Below are 24,738 nucleotides of genomic sequence, written 5' to 3'. Positions count from 1 at the left end.
TGTGCTTTGCTCTATGCGACGCCTTCCAGCATTGCCTCTGCCTCAACAATATCAAGCTGCCCGGAAATAAGGCGTGGTAGTAGCGCATCGCGTAGTGCAGCAAGAGTCGTCGCTTTGTGGACGTTGTCAACGATTCCATCGAGCAGCGGGCGAATTGTGATCCAATATTGCTCAGCAATGGCTATCGGTGGGACGACAATTGGGTAAGCGGCGAGGTCCTTCCAATTTACTCGTGGCATCTTCGCACCGTTCGATAAGCGGTCCGCATAATCGATCAATGCTTCGCTGAAAAGATGCATCGTCACCATGCCATAATATGACTGCGCCTTAGGCTTGCAAACAAGGATGTCCGTCGAGCAAACCCCATCAAACGGTGCAATCACCACCTTGTGGAAATACGGTCGCAGCTTCCCGAACAGTATATTGCCGCGCGTAAACGAAAACTTTGCGCTCTCAAGACCGCCCGCCGTACCCCAGTTTTCGAGACTCAACGACTTACGAGGGATATGCTCCAACCCGATGTAGTAAGTGTCATCGTTCAGTTCGGACGGTTGACGCTGACTACGAACTGTTTCGGCAAGGTCGCCTAGCTTGCCGACGCTCCACCCTGTCGGCACCGGCCCCAGCGCCGACTCCTCAAACCCATCCGGGAACAGCGCAGCCGTATCCGCGTCAAGCCCGTCCGGCTCACGGCCTTCTGCCTTCATTCGAATCGGGTCGAAGTCGACGAACCAAGATTTAAATAAAGCCTCGGCGATGGCTTCGAGAGTAGCGTTGATCTCGTGAAGCAGGGTGATTCGGTCATCGAGTGAAGACAGAACGCCCACGATTTCGTTTTGAACCGCAAGCGGAGGAACCGGTACAGGCAGCGATTTCAATACCGATAGGTTTATAAGGGGAATCGTCGATCCCGTATTTCTGCTTTGTATCATTGCGACCATTGGAGGCGATGCCAGCCAATAGTACGCGTACAACGGCAAGATCTTTGCCGAATCCAACCGAGCCCGCAGCTGTTTGTTGGAGATGATGTACTTCGAATATCTCGGCGTGCGGGGAATGATTCCAACCTGCCCAATTGTGCCTGCCGCAGTAAAAATCAGATCGCCCGGGTGTGCCTCGCAATTTGTGAACTCAGCGGCCTTTTCATCCGTCAGGAACACGAATCCAACGTCGAGGAAGCGCTCCATGTCAAGGGTTAGGTTATTGCCTCGGATGACGGGAACGCCGTGTTCGACGAAAAACCTCTTTCCAATATTCGAACCGAAAGGCCCCGAGACGACTGACCGACCTTCCGCCTTCAACGTGTCGATCGTTTCCCATGACCAGCCCGGCGGCAGCTCAAAGTCAGAACTCATACCCCAGCCCCCCCAGCTTCTGGCGAATCAACGCGTCCAGTTCGGTCCCCTTCGCCATCTGCTCGCCCAACTTCTCTGTCAGCTTCTGCATTTTGTCAGCGAAAGCTTCATCGTCATCCTCCACCTCCTGCGCACCGACGTAACGGCCCGGCGTCAAAACATGCCCATGTTCAGCGATTTCGGCGAGGCTCACGCTGCGGCAGAATCCCGGCACGTCGCTATACGTGTACTTCGCCTCGAAGTCGCGACGCCACGCGGATACGGTGTCGGCAATCTTCGCGATGTCTTCGTCTGGTAGCTCGATCTGCACGCGACTGACGGGCCGTCCAAGTTTGCGAGCGTCGATAAACAGTATTTCGCCCTTGCGCGTCGTCTTCTGCTTGGCGAGGAACCAAAGGCAGGCCGGGATCGGCGTATTGAAAAACAATTGCCCCGGCAACGCGACCATGCACTCGACCATATCGGCCTCGACCATCGCGGCTCGAATTTCACCTTCGCCGTTCTGGCTTGAACTCATCGAACTGTTCGCCAGCACGATGCCTGCTCGCCCATTGGGCTTCAGGTGATAGAGCATGTGCTGCAACCACGCATAGTTCGCATTACTCTGCGGCGGTGTGCCATAAGCCCAGCGAGGATCACCTTCGAGACTTCCGTGCCACCAGTCCGACACATTGAAAGGCGGATTCGCTAGGATGAAGTCAGCACGAAGATCTGGGTGCTGATCGCGAGTGAAACTGTCGGCAGGTTCCTTACCCAAGTTCGAGTCGATCCCACGAATCGCCAGATTCATCGCTGCGAGTCGCCACGTAGTCGGGTTCGACTCCTGGCCATAGATGGACACGTCGCCCAGTTTGCCGCCATGAGCTTCGATGAACTTCTCTGACTGCACGAACATCCCGCCCGAACCGCAGCATGGGTCATAGACCTTGCCGTGATGCGGAGCCAGGACAGCAACGAGCGTCTTGACGATGCTTGCGGGCGTGTAGAACTGGCCGCCCTTTTTGCCCTCGGCGCTTGCGAACTGACCGAGGAAGTACTCATAGACCTGGCCGAGAATGTCGCGGGCGATGTTTGCGTCGCTGCCGAAGCCGATCTGTGAAATCAGGTCGACGAGTTCGCCGAGCTTGCCGTCCGGCAACTGCGCACGGGCGTAGCGCTTATCAAGAATGCCCTTGAGCTTTGGGTTCTCGCCTTCAATGGCAGCCAAAGCTTCGTCAATGCGCTTCCCTATATCCGCCTGCTTCGCTTGGGCCCGCAGGCTTTCCCAACGTGCAGCCTCCGGCACCCAGAACGCATTGACCTCCGTGTAGTAGTCGCGATCTTCGAGCTCGGTAGCGATAGTTTCGTCGTCGCTATCCTGCAGGAAGTAGTCATCGTCGCTGTCGAGAAAGCGGCAGGTCAGTTCCTCTCGCCGGGACTGAAAGGTATCTGAAATATACTTGACAAAAATAAGCCCCAGCACGATGTGCTTGTACTCGGCCGCGTCCATGTTGGCACGAAGCTTGTCGGCTGCGGCCCACAGCGTTTTTCTAATGTCCTCGATCATTGCTGGTCTTCTTCTAGATTGGTGCAGGCCGACATTATGCCGTTTGCGGTCGACTTGCAATCAGCGTACGAATTAACCTTAGAGGACACTGTATTTCCATTGAGAGTGCGGCTATCTTCGCAGCGGTTGGCGGACGAGACGCGAGGCGACGAGGAGACGGGTTCTTGCTGCCAGCCTACACACCTCCCCAGTGAGGACACGAGCTGTACTGGAAAGAGGTCATCTGAGGAGAAGGGTGGCAGCGCGGGTCTGTCACCCGGTAACATGCGGCGGCCTTGGAGCGAAAATGCAGGACCGTCGGCGCTTCGGAAGAGCCTCTCAGTACGGCTCAGCCTCTATGGACAGCAGGACGGTGCGCACCGGGTAGGCCACGTCCATCGTTCGCTTCTTCGAGGCCACCGTCCGGCGCCTTGTAGTCGGCCAGCGATGCCAGGAATGCGTCGATGTCGGCGGCACGCCAGCCCACCGCTCCGGCTCCAAGCCGCACAGAGGGCGGAAAGGTTCCGGCTTTCATGCGCTGATAAATGGTTGACCGAGACAAGCCTGTTTCCCTTTCGACCTGGGCACGACGCATGATGGCGTTAGGCGCTCGTTGGATCGGCTCCGGTTTTGCTTCCGTCCCCGAAGTAGGACGTGAGACATTTTGCACATGATCTGCTCGCTCAGGTGCATGGTGGCCTGCCGACAATCCCAAGGCAATCAGCATCGTTGCAAGCTGGTCTCCAGCTGCGCACCACTTTGCGTATGCTTCGCAGTAGCAAAGCAGCAGTTCCCCGTCTACTGAATCAAGCAGACCTGCGTCTGACAACTGTCGTGCCACACTGGGCCAGTGGGTTACTGCGTTAGGAGATAAACGTGCCAGCAGCCGCGCATCACCCGGATTGGGATTGCTAAAGCTGCCCTGCATACCTCGAAGTTGGGAAGAAGCGGCTTCATGGTTGAGTGGTCCAAGCCTTCGTTCGCGCATGCCGACCTCCCTTGTGCTCCGACCTGAAAGATCAAGTCTAGGCATACCCGAAAGGAAGCGCATCGGAAGTGAGGCCGATCTAGGCGCGGCGGTCGGATCGCGGGACGCAACGCGGCGACGCCAAGCGGAGGATTGACCCTGCCGCAGACCCTATGTCATCCTTGGCACCAGACAGGCATCTGTCTGTCACCCTGATGTCACCCTGCGGGGTGTCAAACCGAAGACGACGGAAGTAGCGCCCAAATGAAAAAACCGGCCTAAGTGACCGGTTTTAAAGGGAAATCGATGGTGGAGAGGAAGGGGATCGAACCCTCGACCTTCGCATTGCGAACGCGACGCTCTCCCAGCTGAGCTACCCCCCCGACGAAAATAATTCTAGCACAGCCATTTTCCCTTTTGCCAAGCCTCCAGCCTCGGGAAAACCTCATCTGGACGGCGCGCCCGCGAGCACCCAGTCGACCACCGTGCGGATATCCGCATCGCTCATCGATTGATGGGCTGGCATCGGAATCATGCCCCATACGCCGACGCCGCCGTCCTTCACCTTGCGCGCGAGTTTGGCCGGCGCCTGCGCGTCACCCTTATATTTCGCGGCGACCTGGTGGAACGACGGCCCGACCAACTTGCGATCCACCGCGTGACAGCCCATGCACGCATTCGCCGCGGCGACCTGCTGGCCGCGAGGTGCGGCCTCAGCCGCGCAAGCACCCGACGTCATCGTGCCCGCCATCGCACCGACCACCACCGCGAATACAACACCCCCAAGCGTCACACCCCGCATCAAGGCACCGCCTTCGGATTGCCCGGCCGAACCGCCGTCGACGAATTAACCGGCGCAGGCGCCTGTTGATCGAGCGGTCGCGCGCTCACCCCCGAATCGGGAATCGCGCCGACGGTCGGCTCACCAACCTCGGGCTGCGAGGCGCCCACCGGCGCCGTCGCGCTCGCGGCCGCAGCGGCCTCCGCTTCCTGCGGCTGGATGTACTGGAACACCTTGACGACCTGCACGACGCCCGGCACGCGACTCGTGACGTCGGCTCCGATTTTGCCCTCATCCATTGTGACAAGGCCCATCAGATAAACGTTGCCGCGCTCGGCCACGACCTTGAAGTTGTTCGCCGAAATGTTCTTCTCGGCAATCAGCGCGGTCTTCACGCGCGTTTCGAGATAGGTGTCGTTGGTGCGCGACGAGAATGAACTCGCCGGCATGATCGCCAGTTCATTGACGATCGTATTCACGTTGTTCAGGTTCCGCACGATGCTCTCGGCGCGCTGCTTCGACGCCTCGCCAGCGACCTCGCCGGTCAGCAGCACGCGTCGGTTGAACACCGTGACGTTGACGTGCGCCGAGTCCGGCAGATTCTGGCTGATCTGCGACAGCGCCTTCACCTGAATCTCGCGATCCTCGGTCTGCGCGCCGAGCGTGCGGCGGTCCGTCGCCATCAGCGCGCCGCCGCCCGCCGCGGCCCCGACGGCGAGAAAGCAGCCTTGCAGCGTGGCCGACAGCCCCGCCGCGAACCCGACCACGAGCACGGTTCTCACCAGTGTCTTCTTGATGCGGAATACGCTCATCAACTAGCTCTCCTTCGAAATCAGTCTCAGTCTTCGCCGAGCAACATGGCATCGATGCCGTCGCACAGGCAATGGATGGTCAGCAGGTGCACTTCCTGGATGCGCGCGGTGCGTTCGGACGGCACGCATACGTGGATGTCGGTGTCGCTCAGCACTTCCTGCGCGCGTCCGCCGCCCTTGCCGGTCAGCGCAACGACGATCATTTCGCGCTCATGCGCGGCTTCGATCGCGGCGAGCACGTTCGCGGAATTGCCAGATGTGGTGATCGCGAGCAACACGTCGCCGGGCTGACCGAGCGCCCAGACCTGTTTCGCGTAAATCTGTTCGAACGAATAGTCGTTGGCGATCGCGGTGAGCACGGAGGTGTCGGTGCTGAGCGCAATGGCAGGCAGACCTGGCCGCTCGCGCTCGAAGCGCCCGATCAGCTCGGCCGCGAAATGCTGCGCGTCGGCGGCCGAACCGCCGTTGCCGCACGCGAGGATGCGATTGCCGTTGGCGAGCGCGGCGAACATCGTGTCGATCGCGGCGGCGATCGGCATCGAGAGGGTTTCGAGGGCTTCGAGTTTGACTGCCGCGCTGTCGCGGAAGTGTTGTTGGATGCGTTCGACTGACATCGAGTCTCTATCTTCTACCGCGAATGGACCGCACTGTGCGGCCGTGTTGTGAAGTCATACTGCCAGGCTGTGGCCGCCGATAAACTTGCGCTCGCGCGGCACGCGAGCGCAAGTTTATCGCACTCACGCGCGTTGTCCGCGCGGGCCGTCAGAGTTCGTCGGCGTGAAATGCATCGCGCAACCACACGAGCCTGCCGCTCTCGAACGCGACGACGTCGAAACGGCACGCGGGTTCATCGCGCGGGGCGCGGTTCGTCGCGGCGCGAGTCGCGAGATAGTGCCGCGCCGCTCGCACGATGCGCTGCCGCTTCTGCCAACCGATGCTCGCGGCAGCACCGCCGTAATGCCGCTGCGCACGCGCGCGAACTTCCACGAACACCAGCGCGCCGTCGCGATCACTCATCACGAGATCGATCTCGCCTCCCCGACACGTCACGTTGCTCGCGACGAAGCGCAGACGCTGACGCTGCAAAAACTCTCGTGCGCGTGCTTCGAAAGCGGCGCCGACGGATTTGGACTGATGCGCGCAGGAAAAGTTGTGGGCGGTTTTTGGCCTGACGTTGATGGAGGTCTTTTGCGCAGTCTTCGGCGCGACCTGCTCGCGCAAGCCCACATGGCACAATGTCGGCCTCGTTCCGTCTCTTTGTGTCTTCCGTGTCATGACTCCTCTCTCCGAACTCGCGCAAGGGCAGCAGTACCCCGCCGCCGCGCTGTATGTGGTGGCCACGCCGATCGGCAACATCGCCGACATCACGCTGCGCGCGCTGCACGTGCTCGGACTCGCGGATCGCATCGCCGCCGAGGACACCCGCAACACCGGTCAACTGCTCGCGCGCTACGGCATCTCGAAGCCGCTCGTCGCCGTGCATCAGCACAACGAGCGCGCCGCCGCGCAGCGCGTGATCGAGTATCTGCAGGCCGGAGAGCGTGTGGCCTATGTGTCCGACGCGGGCACGCCGGGCATCTCGGACCCGGGGGCCAAGCTCGTCGATGCCGTGCGCGAGGCCGGCTTCGCGGTGGTCCCGCTGCCCGGCGCGAGCGCGCTCGCCACCGCGCTCAGCGCGACCGGCGACTGGGTCGCGACGTTCTCGTTCCTCGGCTTCCTGCCGCCGAAGCCGAAGGCGCGCGCCGCCGCCTTGCAAGCGCTCGCGCAGCACCCTCACGCGATGGTGTTCTACGAAGCACCGCACCGGATCATCGAGACGGTGCAGGCGCTCGCCGATGCGTTCGGCGGCACGCGTCGTCTGCTGATCGCGCGAGAACTAACGAAGTTACACGAAGCGCTGCACCAGAGCACCCTGGCCGAAGGGCCAACGTGGCTCGCCGCCGATGCAAACCGGCAGCGGGGCGAATTCGTGCTGGTGGTCGAAGGCGCGTCGCCCGAAGAGGTCGGCGAGCACGATCACGACGCGCTGCTCGGCATCCTGCTCGAAGAATTGACGGTGAGCAGCGCCGCGAAGGTCGCGGCGGCGCTGACGGGCGCATCGCGCAACGCGCTGTACACGCGCGCGCTCGCGCTGAAGCAAGACAAGCCCGACACCTGAGGACAAAGCCGGGCGGGCAAAAGGCGGAAGAGAAAGAGAAAAGGGCCGCATGTCGCGGCCCTTCGCTTGTCTACAGACGGTTGGTTCAGCCGACGCGGCATCACCGCCGCCGTCACGTCACATCACTTGTTCGGATCCGAGTTCGACGCGAGCGTCTCGTTCAGCTCGGCACGCGCTTCCTGCTGCGTGAGCCCTTCGATCTTGACCCGCGCGGTGCCGCTGTGGCGCATGTCGAGCATGCCGGCGGCCGCCATCGACAGGTCGATCACGCGGCCGCGCGCGTACGGACCGCGGTCGTTGATCCGTACGATCACCGAGCGCGAATTGGCCGGATTGGTCACGCGCACGTACGAGCCGAGCGGCAGCGTACGATGCGCGGCCGTCAGGGCGTGCATGTCGTAACGCTCGCCGTTGGCGGTGCGGCGGCCGTGGAAGAAGCGTCCGTACCACGACGCACGTCCAATCTGATGGAAGTCCGGAACGTCGACGCCGTCGTCGGTGAGCGGCTTTGCGTCAGCCAGCGACGGCGCAGGCGCGTCCGACGTGCTCGGGCTCGAGGCCGGCGCGCTACCGAACGATTGCGGTCCAAAAGAACTCAGGTGCATGTTCTTCGTACGTTGCGGCGTGTCGTTCGCGGACGTGTCGCTCGCACCCGGAGGCGTGGCGCAGCCGGCCAGCACAAAAAAGGCAAAAAGAGTCCCTAGACCACGGGATAGCCGAGTTTTCATAAGACGTGCAAACACATAGTCGAGCCGCGTCACCCGCGAAACTGCTGGGCATGTTGCTTGCGGCTCCGGCGGTAGGGACGACAACGCGCCGCGCGAAAAAGCGCAGTACGTCAAAGCCCGGATACGGCTCACTCAGCCGCTACCGCACGGTTAATTTTCACGTCTGGCGCAACCTGTCCCCGGCAGCCTGACCAGACCCCACATGCCGCCAATCGAACGTGGCAAACACGTTCTTGCGCGCGCAACTCAGCGCGCAGGAACGGCGGCGTAGGCCCCACCCAGCGTCACGGAGGTTACTTCCGTAGCAGGCGCGCGGCGCCTGGCTGGGCAAGACGTGTGCATCGAACGCATCGATACTTGATGGCCGTCGGCATTCCGACAGCCCTTACTTGAATAGCGAGCGGCATCTCCGTTTTGTGGGGATGCGTCGCCTTGTGGCTGCACAACTCTTGTGCATGGACTCCATTATACCCAAAAAAAAATTTTCGGATGGCGAGCACCCACAATCCTTGATCAATCTTCACATTTATCGCAAAAATGGGCATGCGACAGGCGCGACAATGCCATGCGCAAGCCCGTCGCGTCGGCGACGGCGACTGTCGCGAGGCCGGTACAATCAACGTTTTTCCATCGCGTCGTTCCAGCCATGAAAGTCACCCTGATCCCCGTCACGCCGTTCCAGCAGAACTGCTCGCTGCTCGTATGCGAGACCACCGGGCGCGCGGCCGTCGTCGATCCGGGCGGCGACCTCGACATGATCCAACGCGAAGTCGCGCGGCAGAACGTGACGGTCGAGAAGGTCTTGCTGACACATGGCCACATCGATCACTGCGCCGGCGCGAAGACGCTCGCCACCCATTACGGCGTGCCGATCGAAGGTCCGCATCCCGACGAACGCTTCTGGCTCGACAAACTGCCGGATCAAAGCACGCGCTTCGGCTTCCCCGCGGCCGATGCCTTCGAGCCGGACCGCTGGCTACAAGACGGCGACACCGTGCAGTTCGGCGACGAAACCTTCGAGGTGTACCACTGCCCCGGCCACACACCGGGCCACGTGGTCTTCTTCAGCCGGGCGCACCGGCTTGCGCTGGTCGGCGACGTGCTGTTCGCCGGCTCGATCGGCCGCACGGATTTCCCGCGCGGCAACCACGCGGATCTGATCCGCTCGATCCGCGACAAACTCTGGCCGCTCGGCGACGACATCACGTTCGTGCCGGGCCACGGCCCGACCTCGACGTTCGGCGCCGAGCGCCGCACGAATCCCTATGTCGCCGACGGAGTGGGCGCATGAGCAGCGAAATCTATGTCAGTACCGACGTCGAAGCGGACGGCCCGATCCCAGGCCCGCATTCGATGCTGAGCTTCGCATCCGCCGCATACACCGAGGACAAGCAGTTGATCGCGACGTTCTCGGCGAATCTCGAACTACTGGAAGGCGCGGCGCCGCATCCAGTGCAAGAAGCGTGGTGGAAGACCCAGCCGGAAGCATGGGCGGCCTGCCGTCAGGACTTGCAGAAGCCCGAGGCCGCCCTGAGCGCCTATGTCGACTGGGTCGAGGCGCTGCCGGGCAAGCCCGTGTTTGTCGCGATGCCGGCTGGCTTCGACTTCACCTATATGTTCTGGTACATGATGCGCTTCGTCGGCCGCTGCCCGTTCTCGTGGTCGGCGCTCGATATCAAGACGCTCGCCTTTGCGATGACTGGCCTGCCGTACCGCAAGAACATCAAGCCGCGCTTTCCGAAACATTGGTTCGACGAGCATCCGCACACGCACGTCGCGCTCGACGACGCAATCGAGCAGGGTGCCCTCTTTTGCAACATGCTGAAGGACTTGCGCGCGCGTCAGCCCGAGCTGTCGGGGGACGGCAAGGATGATGGGGACGGCTCAGGGCAAAACGCCGCTCCGGACCCGGTAAATTAGGCAATCTCGCTCGCGCGAGCCGTTTTACATTGCGTTTCGTTTTCGCGCCCTCTACCATTCGTTGATACGGCGACGCTAACGGAGGCGCAGTTGACACTCGATACGTTCTCACAGAAGATCCTGCGCCTGCTGCAGCTCGACGCACGCCGTTCCGTGCAGGAAATCTCCGACCAGGTCGGGTTGTCGAGCACGCCGTGCTGGCGGCGCATCAAGGATATGGAACAGTCGGGCGTGATCCAGCGCTACACGGCGCTGCTCGATCGCGAAAAGCTCGGCTTGCACGTGTGCGCGCTCGCGCATATCCATCTGACTCGTCACACCGAAGGCGGCGTCGAGCAGTTCGAGCGGGAAATCGCTACCTGCCCCGAAGTGACCGAGTGCTACAGCACGACGGGTGAATCCGATTACATCCTGAAGATCGTCGCGCCCGACATCAAGGCGTACGACAGCTTCCTGCACGAACGCATTTTCAAGATTCCGGCCGTCGCGCAGGTGCGCACGAGCGTGGTGCTACGCGAAATCAAGTTCGATACGCAGTTGCCGTTGTGACGGATGCCGCCGCCGCGGGCGGCATGGAAGTTCGCGGTTTCGGGCGTCCGAAACTGACCAAACTCAGGTGGCGTTGTGAGGCTCGGTGGCGGTTGACCGACCGGCGGGAGCGGTGCCGGTCTTGAGCTCCGCCGCCGAACCGCCTTGCGCGGCCGAGATATCCCGTTGCAGCAGCACGTCGAGCTTGCGTGCGCCGAGACGACGCTTGAGCGCCGTCAGATCGACGCGGCCGAGCGACTGTGCCTCGCTCTCCAGCAAACGAGCGACTTCGGCACCCTCCGCAGCGCGCCCTTCAGCAGACCCCGCCGCCGGCAACACCACCTCCACGTCGAGCCCGGTGCTCAGGTAGTGCAGATTCACCGCAGCGGCCCGCAAGCCACCGGCAGCCAGCGCTTCGTCGACCTCGGCGGTCACGCGCTCGCGCGGCGGCAGATCGACCGGTGGATGCGCGAGCGCGTCGTTTTCCGGGTCAACGTGAATCAGCGCGTCGAGCACGCGCTTGTCGGTCAGCACGCGCAGACGCGCCGACTCCGCGATGTAATGGCCTTCCGACACCGAAATCATCGGATCGACGAGGATATGCGCGTCGACGAGCGCGAAATCGCCCGTCTTGCGCGTGCGCATTTCGTGCACGTCACGCACGCCCGGGGTGGACATCAGCAGCGCGCGCATGTCGGCGGCGGCGGTTTCGTCGAGCGCACGGTCCGACAGATCCTGCAACGCGTCCCAACCGAAGGTCCAGCCCATGCGCGCGACCATGAAGCCGACGATAGCCGCCGCGATCGGGTCGAGCAACCGCAGGCCGGCGAGACTGCCGACCACGCCGATCCCCACCACCAGAGACGACGCCGCGTCCGAGCGGGCGTGCCATGCGTTCGCGATCAGCATCGCGGAACGCACCCGGTTCGCCTCGTGCAGCATGTAGCGGAACAGCGCTTCCTTCGAGACCAGTACGAGCGCCGCGACCGCGAGCGCGCTCATATGCACGGCGGGAATATTTTGTAGATCGGCGAGCCGCGTACCGGCGCGCCACAACATACCGACGCCGACCGAGATCAGCAGCGCGCCGAGAAATAACGACGCCACCGTCTCATAACGGCTATGTCCGTAATTGTGATCGGCGTCGGGTTTTGCCCCGCTATGCCGATTGGCAATCAGCACGACAAAATCGGAAATGAGATCGGCGAGCGAATGGACACCGTCGGCAACCAGCGCCTGCGAGTGCGCGATCGTACCGATGATGATTTGCAGCGTCATCAATACGGTATTGACCGCAATACTCGCAAAGGTACTCTTGCGTGCAACGCGTTGTTTCTCGGCGGTTTGGGCGATCGCGGCGGACGGCATGCTGAAAAGGCGGAAAGGTCAGTTGTTGCTATTGTACCCGCCACGATTCGCCTGCGCAGGGAAGCCCGAAAAAAACCTTTTTAAATCAGTCGCTTATCTAAACGAAAAGCATTCGCGTTCCAGCTACCTGAAGTGCATGCGACAGAAACCCGGTGCCGCAAATGACAAAACCGCGCCCTGAACGGTGCGCGGCTTTTTGAGATCCTGCAGCAGGCTATAAACGCGGTGGACCGCCAGTATTCGCATTACGTGCAGGCAAACCCTTACCATCCGCCGGATCGCGATTACTTCTGGATCAGAAACTTTTCGCGATCAAGACCGGCGATCCAGCGCGGCGGCTTGCCGCGACCGGACCACGTGCTGCCGCTTTCAGGATCACGATATTTAGGCGCGACGCCTGCGCGCGGCCGGCTCGCTTTAGCGCCCTTCGGTGCGCGGCCGCCGCCGAGTTCGCTCAGCGAAATGCCGTAGTCGGCCATTTTCTGCTTGATTTCATTCAAGACTTCCGCGTATTCGCGCGACTTCGCTTCTTCAATCTGCTTTTCGAGCTTCTCGCGCTGCGCGAGTAGTTCCTTGTAAGAAGACATAGGTTCCCTTGTGGTATGGATAAATGACGCCGGTCTTTTGCCGACTCGCCTTTGAAGGTTTCATGCCTCGGAATTTGATGGCGAGATTAACACAAAATAGAAAGGCTGGATAAGCGCCCGGAAAAATTAATTTAAATTCGTTTCAAAAAGTTTCCTGCGTCCCTTGTGCGTCGGACTACGGCCTTTCAAATAGGTGATTTCGCACGTCGCTGAAAAAATTCCCCAGTCTGCATATTGATCCGATTTAACTATCAGAAAATGAGACTTGAGCCGTCTATTGCGCATCAAACATTTCACGGCATGAAAGCTTTGGCTCGGATAAGCACGCACTTTTGATACAGGCGTCCGTTCGTTGCGACTGGCGCACGCTTGTTTTTCCGATAAACGATAAATGCTTAATCCGCATGCCGCTCGATGCAGACTTCGAGCGCCGCGTGCAATGTTCCGGTATCGGATCGCGCGTCATCGAATGCGAAGCGGCGGCGCACACCGTCGCGTTTCAGATCGGCGCCATAACGGTCGACGCCCAGCAATTCGACGCCGCCCGCGCCACTAAACCGGCGACCGAACTCCGCGATCAGCGCGTCCTCGTCGCTGGCGGCAAGCGGTGGCAGCGGATCGAGTTGCGCGCCGTCGAGCCAGCCCATCGCGCCGAAGCCGCCGATGTAGCGCAGCCGCTCGATCTCCATGATCCAGAACGTGAAATCGCCCAACGCCAGATAGCGCTCCGCGTCCGGGTGATAGCGCAGGTAGCGCCGCACCAGTTCCGGGTTCGAGTCGACCGGCTCGAAGCGGCCGAGCAGCGTGACGCGCTGGCCGCCCAGCACGTCGCCATCGGGTGCGTCGACGGCCAGGAAACCGGTGCGCGGATCGGCGTGCAGGTTGTGCGTGTGCTCCGCGAGCCGGCTCACGAGGATCGTCGGACGATGCCGTGCGTCCGGCGCGAACGGCAGCACCGACGGATACGGAAAGCCCTCGGGCTGGCGAGCGTGCGTGGCGAGCGTGCCGACCGCAGCCGTGTGCAGCAGATGCAGCGGAGCGTGAGCGGGAATGTTCAACTGAGCGTTCCTCGGGTGAATTTGGAATGAACAGGAGAGCGGTGAGCGGCACAAAAGCCGTCACGCGCAGCAATGCAAAAAGCGAGAGCGACGCACCAAAGCATGACATCCAGCAATCCCGCTTCGTTGCATCTCCAGCCCATCAATCGTATGCGCCCGATCCCACGGCTCCAAGCGTTAGCCACCACGCTTCGATAAAATCGGAGATCCGCTTTCAATGCGCTTTCTCGCGCCCTCCGCCTCGAGACCTCCGTGCCCGATCACCACGCCTCCGAATTCGCCGTCCTCCCCGCCGCCCATCGCAACTTGTCCGTCACCGCACGGCAACGCGCACGGATCGCCACGATGGCGCTGTTTTTCATCGCCGGCATGATGTACGCGTCGTGGGGCGTGCACGTGCCGACGGTGCGCGACCGCTTCCATCTGAATCCGGCGATGCTGTCGTTCGCGTTGTTCGCGGTGGCGGGCGGATCGATCGGCGCGATGGTGACCAATGCGTCGTGGATCGCGCGGGTCGGCACGCGCCGGGCCTGCCTGGCCGGCGGCCTCGCGATGGCCGCCTGCGCGGCGCTGATTCTGGCCGTGCCCGCGTACTGGATTCTGCTGGTCGTGCTGGCCGTCTTCGGCGCCGGCATGGCCACTCTCGACGTCGCGATGAACGCCGAAGCGAGCGCCGTCGAAAAGGCGCTCGGCAAGCCGATCATGTCCTCGCTGCACGGCATGTTCAGTCTTGGCGGCATGTTCGGCGCAGCGGTCGGTGGGGCGCTGCTGTCGCGTGGCATGGCGCCGGCTCTGCATCTCGCGCTCGCCGCGGCGAGCAGTGCGCTCGTGCTGCTGCTCGCGTGCCCGTCGGTGCTGCCGCACGTGCCGCACGCCGAGCATCCCGATGCGGCGACGCCACGTGCGAGCCGCTGGCGCTCGCCGGCGCTGTGGGCGCTCGGCACGATGGCGCTGGTCGCGCTGATCGCCGAAGGCGCGATGTACGACTGGGCCACGGTCTATATGCGCGATGTCGTGCTCTCGACGCCCGCGCTCGCCAGCGCCGCCTACGCGGCGTTTTCCGGCGGCATGGCAGTCGCGCGTTTTGCCGGCGACGCGGTGCGCGCCCGCTTCGGCGCACCCCAGCTCGTGATGATCAGCGCGGCGCTCGCCTGCGCCGGGATGGTCGACGCGCTGCTGCTGCCGAATCCGGTGGCAGCGCTCGCCGGCTTTGCGCTGATCGGCCTGGGCCTCGCGAACATGATGCCGGTGCTGTTCGCGGCGGCGGCGAGCGTGAAGGGCATCCACGCGGCCGAAGGGCTCGCGCACGTGGCGGGGCTGGCCTATTTCGGCTTGCTGCTCGGACCGGTGATCATCGGCGCCGTCGCGCAGGTGACCAATCTGACGATCGGACTGTCGGTCGTCGCGGTGTGCGCCGCGATGATCGCCTTCGCCGGGCCGAAGGTGCTGCGGCGTTTGAAGATCTGACAGGAGCGGTGAACAAAAGAAAAGGCACGCAAGCCTCGCGGCCCACGTGCCTCTCAAGCTGCGAATCGAAGTGCGGCGCGACGCCGCCTTCGATCACACTGAATTTACATCTTCACCACGTCGAGCAGCGTCTTCTTGCCTTGCTTGTAGTTGTACAGCGAGATCACGCCGTGCTGCAGGTCGCCCTTCGAGTCGAACGTCGTTTCGCCGATCACGCCCTTGTAGTCGGTCGCCGGCATCGCTGCCAGGATCTTCGCCGGTTCGGTCGAGTTGGCGCGCTTCATCGCGTCGACGATGATGTACACAGCGTCATACGTGAACGGCGCGTAAATCTGGATCGGCTGGCCGAAGCGCTTTTCGTACTTCGTTTCGAACGCCTTGCCGCCTGCCATCTTTTCGAGCGCCATGCCGGCTTCCGAGCAGACGATGTTGTCGGTTGCGTCGCCGGCCAGGTCCGACAGCTTGTCGGTACACACGCCGTCACCTGCCAGCACCTTCGCGCGCAGGCCGAGCTGCTTTGCCTGCTTGGCGAACGGGCCGCCGGTTGCGTCCATGCCGCCGTACATGATCGCGTCGGGGTTTTCACCCTTGATCTTCGTCAGAATCGCGCGGAAGTCGACGGCCTTGTCGTTCGTCGCGTCGTGCGATACGACGTTCAGACCGAGCGCCTTCGCCGTCTTCTCGAACTCGTTCGCGAGACCCTGCCCGTAAGCGGTCGAGTCGTCGACGATCGCGACGCTCTTCACCTTCATGCCCTTCGCCGCGTAGTTCGCGAGTGCCGGGCCTTGCTGAGCGTCGGTCGCGACGACGCGGTAGGTCGTCTTGAAGCCTTGCTGCGTGTAGGCCGGGTTCGTTGCCGACGGCGAGATCTGCACGATGCCCGAATCGCTATAGATCTTCGATGCCGGGATCGAGGTGCCCGAGTTCAGGTGGCCGACCACGGCGACGACCTTGTCGTCGACGAGCTTCTGCGCAACCTGCGTAGCCGTGCGGGGGTCAGCCGCGTCGTCTTGCGCGTCGAGTTGCAGCGTGACCTTCTGGCCGCCGATCGTCAGACCCTTCGCGTTGATTTCTTCAACGGCCAGGCGCGCGCCGTTCTCGTTGTCCTTACCCAGGTGAGCGATACCGCCAGTCAACGGCGCAACGTGACCGATCTTGATGACCGTGTCGGCCGCGGCCGATGTTGCCAACGTCGCGAACAGCAGAGCGGCAGCGCTGATCGGCAACAGCTTTTGAATTTTGATGCTCATGTAAGTCTCCAGTTTCGGTCAAAACAACGTAATCGCCCTGTGCCCCGCTTCCCCTACACGTGTCGCTCAGTCCCGTGGACGACCACGCCGGTTGCATCGTTCATGCACTTGGCCAGTACGTTTACCGGACTGTTTGTGACAGTTGGCAAACCGTACTTGCGCGCAAGTGTAGGCCAACAAATTAATTTGCGGGAGTTTTTTGAGAAAGTGGGAACAACACTAATAGCGCAGTTCCTGCGCGAGCCGCTCGCGGCTTGGGCGAGCGAGCCGGAAAGCCCCATCCCATGCGGGTTTCCGCTAATTGGGAAGTTTCTCCGCGGGCGCGGATTTAGTCTTTTTCCGGCTTCTGTCACATAAGATTCGAAGGGTTTTTCAACTCAAAAATGTGGCGCGCCGCACAGGAATGTGACAACGGTAAAAAACTTAAATCAACCTTAAATCGACCACGCAATCAACGCATGAAGCCGGCGATTCGCGCGGAGGCCGCCTTCCATTCCTGCTCGAGTTGCGCCATCAGTTCAGCCGCGCCGATTGCTTCGGCGCGCGTGCGCCCGAGCGGCGCACCCTGCCCCGCCCACAGCGACAGGTAGTCGCCGTTCTGCGCGCGCGCCGCGTGTTGCCGCAGCTCCTGCGTCAACGCGTTTTGCACCGGATACGGCGCGATGCTTTCCGCCGATTCGCGCAAACGTTGCATCAACGGATTGCGGATGCCGCGCGCGTGACGGCCCGTGATCGCGCGCGTCACCGTGGTCGACGTATCGGACGTGCCGCGCACGCGGGTTTTCCATACCTCGGGGATCGCGCTCTCGCGGGTGGTCAGAAATGCGGTGCCCATCACCGCGGCTTGCGCGCCTAGCGCGAGTGCCGCGACGATGCCGCGACCGTCCATGATGCCGCCGGCCGCCAGCACCGGCAGCCCGGTCGCGTCGACCAGTTGCGGCACGAGCGCGATCGTGCCGACCAGCGCATCTTCGAATGCGCCGATGAACGTGCCGCGATGCGCGCCTGCCTCCGCGCCTTGCGCGACGATCGCATCGGCACCCGCATCGCGCCACGCGATGCCCTCGGCAACATGCGTCGCAGTCCCAACTACATAGCTGCCGCCCGCATGCAAACGCTCGACGTCGGTCGCCGATAGCAGTCCGAACGTAAAGCCGGCGACCGGCACACGCAATTCGATCAGCGCCTCCAGTTGCGCGCGAAAGTCAGGCGCATAGCGTGCGAGCGGCTGGCCCGGCGGCAAACCGAGCTCGGCGCGCAGCGGATCGATCGCGTCGAGCGCGCGACGCACGGTCGCTTCATCGGGCGAGACGGGATCGAGCACGAACAGATTCACGCCGAACGGGCGATCGGTCAGCGCGCGAATCGCCGCGACCTCGCTCGCGATCTTCTCCGGTGCGAGCGCCGCGCCCGCGAGAAAACCAAGCCCGCCCGCATTCGATACCGCCGCGATGAGCGCCGGCGTCGTCGCGCCGCCGGCCATCGGTGCCTGCACGACGGGTACCCGCAGCTGGAAGCGCTCGGCAAACGGCGTCACAAAACTGTCTTCGTTCATGTTCGTTTCCTTTCCGGCGCAAAGCCGCCGATGTCCTCATCCATGCGCTCGCCAAGATGTCGCGAGATGCGCTGACACGGGCGAGCCATTACGCGCTGACTGTACCCATCCGCGCCATCGCGGAGAAATGAATAATCGAGATCGTTTCAATCGCCTTACGAGAATCGAAGCGCGCCGCATTGGCCGCGAGGCCCCGTCCCGCCTCGCTGCAAGCCGGTTCTTTTGATGGCAAACTAACCGCCCGTTGCAGGGCCGCGTGGCCTTGAGCGTTTCGTACACACCGACCTCGCGCGGCGTTCGCGCGAGTCAATGGAGAACAGCATGAGCACGACTTCCCGATGGATCGACATCCCGGCCGGCAACGATACTTTCGGCGGCTATCTCGCGCTGCCGAAGGGCGGCAAGGGACCGGCCGTCATCATCATTCAGGAAATCTTCGGCGTGAACAGCCATATCCGCTCGGTCGCCGATCAATACGCGCAGGACGGCTATGTCGCGCTCGCCCCGGACGTGTTCTGGCGCGTGCAGCCGCGCGTCGAGTTGACGTATGAGGGCAAGGATCGCGAAAAGGGCATCGAGCTGATGCAGAAGACCAAGGTCGATGACGCGGTCGCCGACATCGGCGCCGCCGCGGCCGCCTTGCGCGCGCTGCCGGAAGTGACCGGGAAGGTCGCGGCGATCGGCTACTGCTTCGGCGGCCGTCTCGCCTATCTGGCCGCAGCGGCCGGTTCGGTCGACGCCGCAGTCGCCTACTACGGCGGCGGCATCCACAACCATCTCGACAAGGCCGCGAACGTCAAGGTGCCGATGCAGTTCCACTACGGCGAGCTCGACGCGCATATTCTGCCGTCGGACATCGGCGAGATTCAGGAGCGCTTCGCGGGTCGTGCCGACGTGCAATTCAACATCTACCCGAACGCGGATCATGGCTTCAACTGCTCGGATCGTGCGTCGTACAACCAGCACGCGTCGGCGTTGGCGCATGGCCGCACGCTGACGTTCCTCGGCGAGCGGATGTAATTCGCGGTTCCGGCATTCAGCCGGACCCGCCGCGTTACTGATGTGATCGCCAGCTCGCGCATTTGAAGTGAGCATTCGAATTCACATCAGTCACGTCGGCGCTCAACTCAGGTACTCTGTGAAAGACGGCGTGTCGGCCGACACGCCGTCTTTCACATGCGCGGCCCCCGAGCGGAGCAACGCGAAAATCGAGCGAAACGACGCCGTCGCGCGTGCATTGCCGGCCGCGAATTCGACGCAGCATGCCAACCGACCGCGAGGGCTCAAACGACGTGCTATCAGACTATCTCGCTCATGACGCCATCGGCCTTGCCGAACTCGTGCGCACGCGCCAGGTTAGCGCGCGCGAACTGATCGACGTCGCGATCTCGCGCACCGAGGCCGTCAATCCCGCGATCAACGCAGTCGTTCTGAAGGACTACGATGCGGCCCGCCAGCGCGCATCGCGCGACGACGCAAACCGCGCGAATAGCGCGGACGGCGTGAACGGAACGGACACCTCCTCCGCCCACGCCGCGCTCGCCGGCGTGCCGTTCCTGATCAAGGATCTCGGCGCGCCCGTGGCGGGACTGCGCATGGCCATGGGCAGCCGCCACTACCGCCACTTCATTCCGACACAGGACGCGCCGGTCGTCGCACTCGCGAAAGCGGCGGGTCTGAACATCTTCGCGAAGACCAGCACCTCGGAGCTCGGCCAGATGCCTTATACGGAGCCCGAACTATTCGGCGCGTGCCGCAATCCGTGGAATCTCGATCACACGCCGGGCGGTTCGAGCGGCGGCGCGGCGGCGGCGGTCGCCGCCGGCGTGGTGCCGCTCGCGCATGCGTCGGACGGCGGCGGCTCGATCCGAATTCCGGCGTCATGCTGCGGACTGTTCGGCCTGAAACCGTCGCGCGGTCGCGTGCCGCGCGCGGCGCAGGCCAGTGCCGGCGAACTCGGCATCGATCACGCCGTCTCGCGCAGCGTGCGCGACAGCGCATTGCTGCTCGACCTGCTGGCGGGCAACGCCGAGCGGCCGGCCGGCGCGCCCGGCACCTTTCTCGGCGCAACACGCGAGCCATGCAAGCCGCTGACGATCGCCTACGTGACCGAGCCGATGCTCGCGCCGTCGTTATCGGCCGATGCGCGCGCCGCGCTCGACGACGCCGCGCAACTCGCGAGCTCACTCGGCCATCGTCTGGAGCCGGTGTCGCTCGGCGTCGATTTCGCGGCGGTCCGTCATGCTTTCCTGACGCTGTGGTCGGTGACGGCCGAAGACCTCGTGCTGAACGCGGAGCGCATCACCGGCCACAGGCCGACGCGCGGCGAGTTCGAAATTTCGACGTGGGCGATGGCGCACGTCGGCCGCAAGATCGGCGAGCAGGGTTTGCCGGCCGCGCTCGACGAACAGCGCCGCATCACCGCGCGTCTGACCGATCTGCTGAACCGCTATGACGTGCTGTTGTGCGCGACGCTGGCGTCCGCGCCGATCAAGATCGGCGAGATGCGGCCGAGTTCCGTCGAGCGCATGCAGATGCGCGCGGTCACCACGATGCCGCTGGAACGATTGATGAAGAGACTGCTGTTCGAAGCCTCGAACAAGGCATTCGCGTGGGCCGGCTGCACGGAGCTGTTCAATCTGAGTGGCCAGCCGGCGATGTCGGTGCCCTTGTACTGGAACGCGCGCGGGCTGCCGATCGGCGTGCAGTTCGCCGCGCGTGTCGGCGGTGAGGCGACGCTGTTCAGACTCGCCGCGCAACTCGAGGCGGCACGGCCGTGGTTCGACAGGCGCCCACCATTGATGAAAGCGCGGCGCTAAGAAATCCAGCGGCCGGCTGCAATCCGCATCTGGCGCAAAACGCCACGATGCACGCAGTCGCTGGATGCGCCGCGATGTCGCCGCGCATCCCGCGCAAAGCCTGCTAGCACATCACACGCAGGCTCGGTCAGGCCTTCTTGTTATAAGCGCTGCACCAGCCGGTGGCAGCGACCTGTTTGCCCGCGAACATCGGGCAGCCGCCGTAGGCATCGCCCGCCTTGCCCTGGAAGAAGCTGCAGTTGCTGCATTGCTGGCCAGGCGCGAATTTGGCGAATTTCGCCTTGTCGACCTTGCTCGCGTCCGCCTTGTAGCCAAGCGCCTGCGCGGTCGGATCGGTTTCGGAGACTTTCGGCGCGTCGGCGAACGCCTGGCGCGACAATGCGAGGGTCGATGCCACACCGATGCTGGTGATCAAAAACGTACGACGGGAAGATCTCATGGGGACTCACTCCATTTATATTGGAATCAACGCCGTTCTGATGACAGCGTTCGCCAAGCATAGCAACGAAGCCGCCTCCGGTGATATTCCAAATGCTGGAGATAAGCGGATCGGTACGGTGTAATCGCGGGCTTACGCGCGCCCCGCCAGCTCGCAGACCCGCTGCGCGATCGCCAGTGATGCCGTCAGACCCGGCGACTCGATGCCGAACAGATTGACGAGCCCGCGCACACCATGCGCGGCCGCCCCCTGAATCACGAAATCGGCGGCGGGTTCACCAGGAGCTGAAAGCTTCGGACGAATGCCCGCGTAAGCCGGCTGCAACGCGTTATCGGGCAAGGCCGGCCAGTACGCGCGAATCGCCGCATAAAACGACTTCGCGCGGCGCGGATCGACGTCGTAATTGATCGCGTCGACCCACTCGACGTCGGGACCGAAACGCGCCTGGCCGCCGAGATCGAGCGTCAAGTGCACGCCCAGGCCGGCCTCGTTCGGCATCGGATAGATCAGGCGGCTGAACGGCGCGCGCCCCGAGATGCTGAAGTAATTGCCGCGGGCGAAGTAAAGCGGCGGCACGTGGCGCGGGTCGAGCCCGCGAATCTTGCGCGCGAGCGCGTTCGCATGCAGACCCGCGCTGTTGATCACGCAGGCGGCGCTGATCGTGGTGGGCGCCGCACCGCCGACCGCGATCGTGAAGCGGCCGTTGTGAGCCTCGATCGCCTCGACCGGCGCATGAAACGCGTACACGGCGCCGTCACGCTCGGCATCGCCTTGCAGCGCGAGCATGTACTGATGACTATCGACGATCCCCGTCTGCGGCGAAAACACCGCCTCCACGCATTCGAGCGCTGGTTCGAGCGCCTGCGCCTGATCGCCGGTGATGCGCATCAGGTCGAGCACGCCGTTGTCGCGCCCTTTGGCCATGATGCTTTCGAGCTGCGGAATCTGGTTGCGCGACGTCGCGACGAGCAGCTTGCCGCAGCGCGAATGCGGCACGTTGCGCTCGGCGCAGTAGTCATACAGCATTTCGCGGCCGCGCACGCACAGCGTGGCCTTCAGCGATCCGCGCGGATAGTAGATGCCCGCGTGAATCACTTCACTGTTGCGTGAACTCGTGCCCACGCCGATCGCGTCGGCGGCCTCCAGCACGATCACTTCGCGCCCGCGCGCCGCCAGAGCGCGCGCCGTCGCGAGGCCGATCACGCCGGCACCGATCACTACACATTCGATCTGATCCATATCCGTTGACGCGGCGCATCGCACCGCGCGCTGCCTCGTTCAGCCGATGGAAGGAAGACAGGAACGGCATCTCGCCGCCGCGTTCCGTTCATTGTCGAACGTATCTGTCCGCTGGGTCTGCTTATGTCTTTTTATCACCCCCACGGAAAATTGTACGACTCGGTACAGACAGAAGTGACAAACGCTCAAGCGCATCGACCAGGTGATGGCGGCGCAAACTGGCTTGATCCAGCGATCTACGTCGAAAACAGCAATAATTTCCGTTGCATTCACCACACACATTGTACGAATTGCCGCGACAGCCACCAAAAGCACGAAAATCGGGGGTTTGGTGCAAGAAACTGGCCGAAAACGTCAAAACCCGATCGGTTTTCGCCGGTTTCCGTAATCGAGCCGGATATCGGCGGGTTCGACCCGGTCGCGTCCCGCGATGCGCGCCGCGCCGAAGCCGTTCAGGATCGCGCGGCGCATCTCGCGCGGCGATGCCCGCTTGAGCGCATCGAGCGTCGCGTCGCCGAGCGTCTCCGGAAAGCGCAGGCCCCAGTTGTGCGCGCCGCGGATTTCGTCGTAGATCGACTGCGCGATGCGTCGCGCGCCGGCGTGGTCTGGCGGCGCGATCTCGTAGACGTTCATGCGGTTCAGGATCGGCTCGGGGATCGCGCGTTCGTCGTTGGCGGTCGCGATCCAGATCACGTTGCCCGCGTTGATTGGTATCTCGGCGAACTCGTCGACGAAGCTCTGGGCGGTGTCGTGTTCGAGTAGCGCGTACAGTGCGCCGAGCGGGTCGTATTGCGAATCGCCGCTCGCCTTGTCGATTTCGTCGACAGCGATGACCGGGTTCGCATAGCTGCCGTTCACGAGCGCATCGAACACCTTGCCCGGCTTTGCGTTCTTCCATTGCGACGACGCGCCCGACAGAATCCAGCCCGCCGTCAGCGAACTCATCGCGACGTATTGGTACGCGGTGCCGAGCAGGCGCGCCAACTGCTTCGCGAAATGCGTCTTGCCGATGCCGGGTTCGCCGAGCAGCAGGATCGGCATCAGTTCGAGCCGATCCTCGGTTTCGAGGCACAGCGCGACCTGCTTGCGGATGTCGTCGAGCGGTGAGGAAAAATTGGGCAGCGCGTCGATCAGATCGTCGATCGACGGCATCCGGTTCGGCTTCACGCAGAAGCGCAGATTGCCGGTTTTCAGCATCTTTTCGTAGGTCGCGCGCAGCGCCTCGTTCGCGCCCTCGCCGAGACCGTTCAGCGCGCTTTCGACCTCATCTAGGTCATACACCCGGCTGAACGAGGCCACGGCGATTTCCTGTTTGACCATTGCTGTCGTCATCGCTCACCCCGTCTGGCTGATCCTACAGCGGCGGCGCCTTGTGAGCGCCGATTCCAGTCCAGTGTAGCGAGGACACAAACGCGTGCAAGCCAGCAGTCGCGCGGCTCTGCTGCTAACGATCGCGGCCATTCCGATCCTTATCTGGAATGGATTGTTGCTGAACCGGCCCTCCTCGACCGTGTCAGAAGTCGTTGCGGCCATCGGGGGTAAGATTGCTCTCTGACCTGCTGCGGCGAGAGGCAAGGCAACCCCGCAACCGACGCGTGAGCGGAGAACCTTTATATGTGGAAAACCAGTATCGTGGCCATGCTGCTTGGCGCTTCGTTGCTCGCCCACGCGCAACAACAGCCAGCGCAGCAGGTCGTGCAATGGCAATTGCAGGTAGTGAAAGATGGCCAGCAGATCGATTCGTTCGACGGCACCACTACCGTCGGCCAGGCGCGCACGGATACGCATCATCAGGTCGTGCAACACAATGTCGGCTGCAAGGACCAGCCGGCCGGCAGCATCGATCTGTCGCGCACGATCACGCTGTCGCCGCTGCGCGTCGATCCCGAGGGCGTGATGTTTTCGATCGACACGCAGGAAACGCTCGAGGACAACAACGCGGGGCGCACCGACATCGGCTGCAAGCTGCCGCCGCAACCGCGCCAGGTGAGCGCGAGCCACCCGGGTCTGGTGGTGCCGCCGGATCAATGGGCGAGCTGGACGATCGTCGATCGCAATCCGAACCTCGTGTACCGCGTGCACGCGAGCGTCGTGAGCAACGGTGCGAATGCCAACGGTACGAATGGCGGCACGAGCGGCAATGGCGCCGCGACTGGCGGCAACACTCCAAACTGACAGGAAC

General features: G+C 62.9%; 25 protein-coding genes, 1 tRNA gene and 1 pseudogene. 9 read left to right on the top strand and 18 right to left on the bottom strand.

Annotated features, from left to right (window positions below):
* Positions 1-11: 11 nt before the first annotated feature.
* From AB3X96_RS01925 to AB3X96_RS01885, 9 genes and pseudogenes are all read right to left on the bottom strand, one after another.
* Entirely contained in the window at positions 12-1,355 is a 1,344-nt protein-coding gene (locus tag AB3X96_RS01925) for a restriction endonuclease subunit S (RefSeq protein WP_368588380.1), read from the bottom strand.
* A complete protein-coding gene (locus tag AB3X96_RS01920; RefSeq protein ID WP_368588379.1) occupies positions 1,345-2,901 on the bottom strand; it encodes a type I restriction-modification system subunit M in 1,557 nt (518 codons plus the stop codon). The genes AB3X96_RS01925 and AB3X96_RS01920 overlap by 11 nt, the downstream gene beginning before the upstream one ends.
* A 328-nt stretch (positions 2,902-3,229) precedes the next feature.
* A complete protein-coding gene (locus AB3X96_RS01915) occupies positions 3,230-3,475 on the bottom strand; it encodes a helix-turn-helix transcriptional regulator (protein ID WP_368588660.1) in 246 nt (81 codons plus the stop codon).
* Positions 3,476-3,619: 144 nt separating this feature from the next.
* Positions 3,620-3,808, bottom strand: a pseudogene (locus AB3X96_RS01910) (P27 family phage terminase small subunit); the annotation flags it as partial.
* Positions 3,809-4,154: 346 nt separating this feature from the next.
* Positions 4,155-4,230, bottom strand: a tRNA-Ala gene (locus tag AB3X96_RS01905).
* Between the two features lie 62 nt (positions 4,231-4,292).
* Complete coding sequence (locus AB3X96_RS01900; RefSeq protein ID WP_368588378.1) at positions 4,293-4,649, bottom strand: c-type cytochrome; 357 nt, start codon at positions 4,647-4,649, stop codon at positions 4,293-4,295.
* Entirely contained in the window at positions 4,649-5,440 is a 792-nt protein-coding gene (locus tag AB3X96_RS01895; protein ID WP_368588377.1) for a BON domain-containing protein, read from the bottom strand. The genes AB3X96_RS01900 and AB3X96_RS01895 overlap by 1 nt, the downstream gene beginning before the upstream one ends.
* Positions 5,441-5,466: 26 nt before the next feature.
* Positions 5,467-6,054, bottom strand: coding sequence for a phosphoheptose isomerase (locus AB3X96_RS01890; RefSeq protein WP_176122307.1), 588 nt, complete (start codon positions 6,052-6,054; stop codon positions 5,467-5,469).
* Positions 6,055-6,202: 148 nt separating this feature from the next.
* Complete coding sequence (locus AB3X96_RS01885) at positions 6,203-6,715, bottom strand: YraN family protein (RefSeq protein WP_368588376.1); 513 nt, start codon at positions 6,713-6,715, stop codon at positions 6,203-6,205.
* Here AB3X96_RS01885 and rsmI point away from each other — a divergent pair.
* Entirely contained in the window at positions 6,714-7,598 is an 885-nt protein-coding gene (rsmI, locus tag AB3X96_RS01880) for a 16S rRNA (cytidine(1402)-2'-O)-methyltransferase (RefSeq protein WP_368588375.1), read from the top strand. The two genes, AB3X96_RS01885 and rsmI, sit on opposite strands and share 2 nt — an antisense overlap.
* Positions 7,599-7,720: 122 nt before the next feature.
* Here the strand turns inward: rsmI and AB3X96_RS01875 are convergent, their stop codons facing one another.
* A complete protein-coding gene (locus AB3X96_RS01875) occupies positions 7,721-8,326 on the bottom strand; it encodes a septal ring lytic transglycosylase RlpA family protein (protein WP_368588374.1) in 606 nt (201 codons plus the stop codon).
* A gap of 646 nt (positions 8,327-8,972) precedes the next feature.
* Between AB3X96_RS01875 and AB3X96_RS01870 the strand changes: the two genes are divergently transcribed.
* The 3 genes from AB3X96_RS01870 to AB3X96_RS01860 all read left to right on the top strand — a co-directional run bounded on the left by AB3X96_RS01870 (position 8,973) and on the right by AB3X96_RS01860 (position 10,795).
* The gene (locus AB3X96_RS01870; RefSeq protein ID WP_176109768.1) at positions 8,973-9,617 is read left to right on the top strand and encodes an MBL fold metallo-hydrolase; all 645 of its coding nucleotides are present in this window, start codon (positions 8,973-8,975) and stop codon (positions 9,615-9,617) included.
* Positions 9,614-10,246 carry an exonuclease gene (locus tag AB3X96_RS01865; protein ID WP_368588373.1) on the top strand — a complete coding sequence of 211 codons (633 nt, stop codon included), beginning with the start codon at positions 9,614-9,616 and terminating at the stop codon, positions 10,244-10,246. Before AB3X96_RS01870 ends, AB3X96_RS01865 begins: the two co-directional genes overlap by 4 nt.
* 90 nt (positions 10,247-10,336) lie before the next feature.
* Positions 10,337-10,795: an Lrp/AsnC family transcriptional regulator gene (locus tag AB3X96_RS01860; RefSeq protein ID WP_012431468.1), complete on the top strand. Its 459-nt coding sequence runs from the start codon at positions 10,337-10,339 to the stop codon at positions 10,793-10,795.
* A 63-nt stretch (positions 10,796-10,858) separates the two neighbouring features.
* On the opposite strand, the gene AB3X96_RS01855 is transcribed toward AB3X96_RS01860, so the two are convergent.
* From AB3X96_RS01855 to AB3X96_RS01845, 3 genes are all read right to left on the bottom strand, one after another.
* Positions 10,859-12,142: a cation diffusion facilitator family transporter gene (locus tag AB3X96_RS01855; RefSeq protein WP_176109770.1), complete on the bottom strand. Its 1,284-nt coding sequence runs from the start codon at positions 12,140-12,142 to the stop codon at positions 10,859-10,861.
* A 284-nt stretch (positions 12,143-12,426) separates the two neighbouring features.
* On the bottom strand, positions 12,427-12,729 hold the full coding sequence (locus AB3X96_RS01850; RefSeq protein WP_008921239.1) for an H-NS family nucleoid-associated regulatory protein: 303 nt from the start codon (positions 12,727-12,729) through the stop codon (positions 12,427-12,429).
* A gap of 395 nt (positions 12,730-13,124) precedes the next feature.
* Complete coding sequence (locus AB3X96_RS01845; protein WP_368588372.1) at positions 13,125-13,787, bottom strand: HugZ family protein; 663 nt, start codon at positions 13,785-13,787, stop codon at positions 13,125-13,127.
* 252 nt (positions 13,788-14,039) lie between these two features.
* Between AB3X96_RS01845 and AB3X96_RS01840 the strand changes: the two genes are divergently transcribed.
* Entirely contained in the window at positions 14,040-15,254 is a 1,215-nt protein-coding gene (locus tag AB3X96_RS01840; RefSeq protein ID WP_368588371.1) for an MFS transporter, read from the top strand.
* Between the two features lie 104 nt (positions 15,255-15,358).
* On the opposite strand, the gene AB3X96_RS01835 is transcribed toward AB3X96_RS01840, so the two are convergent.
* Both AB3X96_RS01835 and AB3X96_RS01830 read right to left on the bottom strand, forming a co-directional pair.
* Entirely contained in the window at positions 15,359-16,504 is a 1,146-nt protein-coding gene (locus AB3X96_RS01835; protein WP_018436890.1) for a branched-chain amino acid ABC transporter substrate-binding protein, read from the bottom strand.
* A 451-nt stretch (positions 16,505-16,955) separates the two neighbouring features.
* Positions 16,956-18,059 carry an NAD(P)H-dependent flavin oxidoreductase gene (locus AB3X96_RS01830; protein WP_368588370.1) on the bottom strand — a complete coding sequence of 368 codons (1,104 nt, stop codon included), beginning with the start codon at positions 18,057-18,059 and terminating at the stop codon, positions 16,956-16,958.
* 321 nt (positions 18,060-18,380) lie between these two features.
* Here AB3X96_RS01830 and AB3X96_RS01825 point away from each other — a divergent pair, with 321 nt between their 5' ends.
* Positions 18,381-19,079, top strand: coding sequence for a dienelactone hydrolase family protein (locus AB3X96_RS01825; protein ID WP_368588369.1), 699 nt, complete (start codon positions 18,381-18,383; stop codon positions 19,077-19,079).
* Positions 19,080-19,321: 242 nt separating this feature from the next.
* Entirely contained in the window at positions 19,322-20,878 is a 1,557-nt protein-coding gene (locus tag AB3X96_RS01820) for an amidase (protein WP_368588368.1), read from the top strand.
* Positions 20,879-21,005: 127 nt separating this feature from the next.
* Here the strand turns inward: AB3X96_RS01820 and AB3X96_RS01815 are convergent, their stop codons facing one another.
* Complete coding sequence (locus tag AB3X96_RS01815; protein ID WP_176109775.1) at positions 21,006-21,317, bottom strand: high-potential iron-sulfur protein; 312 nt, start codon at positions 21,315-21,317, stop codon at positions 21,006-21,008.
* On the opposite strand from AB3X96_RS01815, the gene AB3X96_RS01810 reads away from it, so the two are divergent.
* Positions 21,316-21,441: a hypothetical protein gene (locus AB3X96_RS01810; RefSeq protein ID WP_368588367.1), complete on the top strand. Its 126-nt coding sequence runs from the start codon at positions 21,316-21,318 to the stop codon at positions 21,439-21,441. The two genes, AB3X96_RS01815 and AB3X96_RS01810, sit on opposite strands and share 2 nt — an antisense overlap.
* An 8-nt stretch (positions 21,442-21,449) precedes the next feature.
* On the opposite strand, the gene AB3X96_RS01805 is transcribed toward AB3X96_RS01810, so the two are convergent.
* Positions 21,450-22,556: an NAD(P)/FAD-dependent oxidoreductase gene (locus AB3X96_RS01805; RefSeq protein ID WP_368588366.1), complete on the bottom strand. Its 1,107-nt coding sequence runs from the start codon at positions 22,554-22,556 to the stop codon at positions 21,450-21,452.
* 354 nt (positions 22,557-22,910) lie between these two features.
* Positions 22,911-23,888, bottom strand: coding sequence for an AAA family ATPase (locus tag AB3X96_RS01800; RefSeq protein ID WP_368588365.1), 978 nt, complete (start codon positions 23,886-23,888; stop codon positions 22,911-22,913).
* Positions 23,889-24,170: 282 nt separating this feature from the next.
* Between AB3X96_RS01800 and AB3X96_RS01795 the strand changes: the two genes are divergently transcribed.
* A complete protein-coding gene (locus AB3X96_RS01795; protein ID WP_368588364.1) occupies positions 24,171-24,731 on the top strand; it encodes a hypothetical protein in 561 nt (186 codons plus the stop codon).
* Positions 24,732-24,738: the final 7 nt, after the last annotated feature.

This window comes from Paraburkholderia sp. BR13439 (genome assembly GCF_040948805.1).
Taxonomy (GTDB): domain Bacteria; phylum Pseudomonadota; class Gammaproteobacteria; order Burkholderiales; family Burkholderiaceae; genus Paraburkholderia; species Paraburkholderia youngii.
This window is presented reverse-complemented; position numbering and strand designations above follow the sequence as displayed.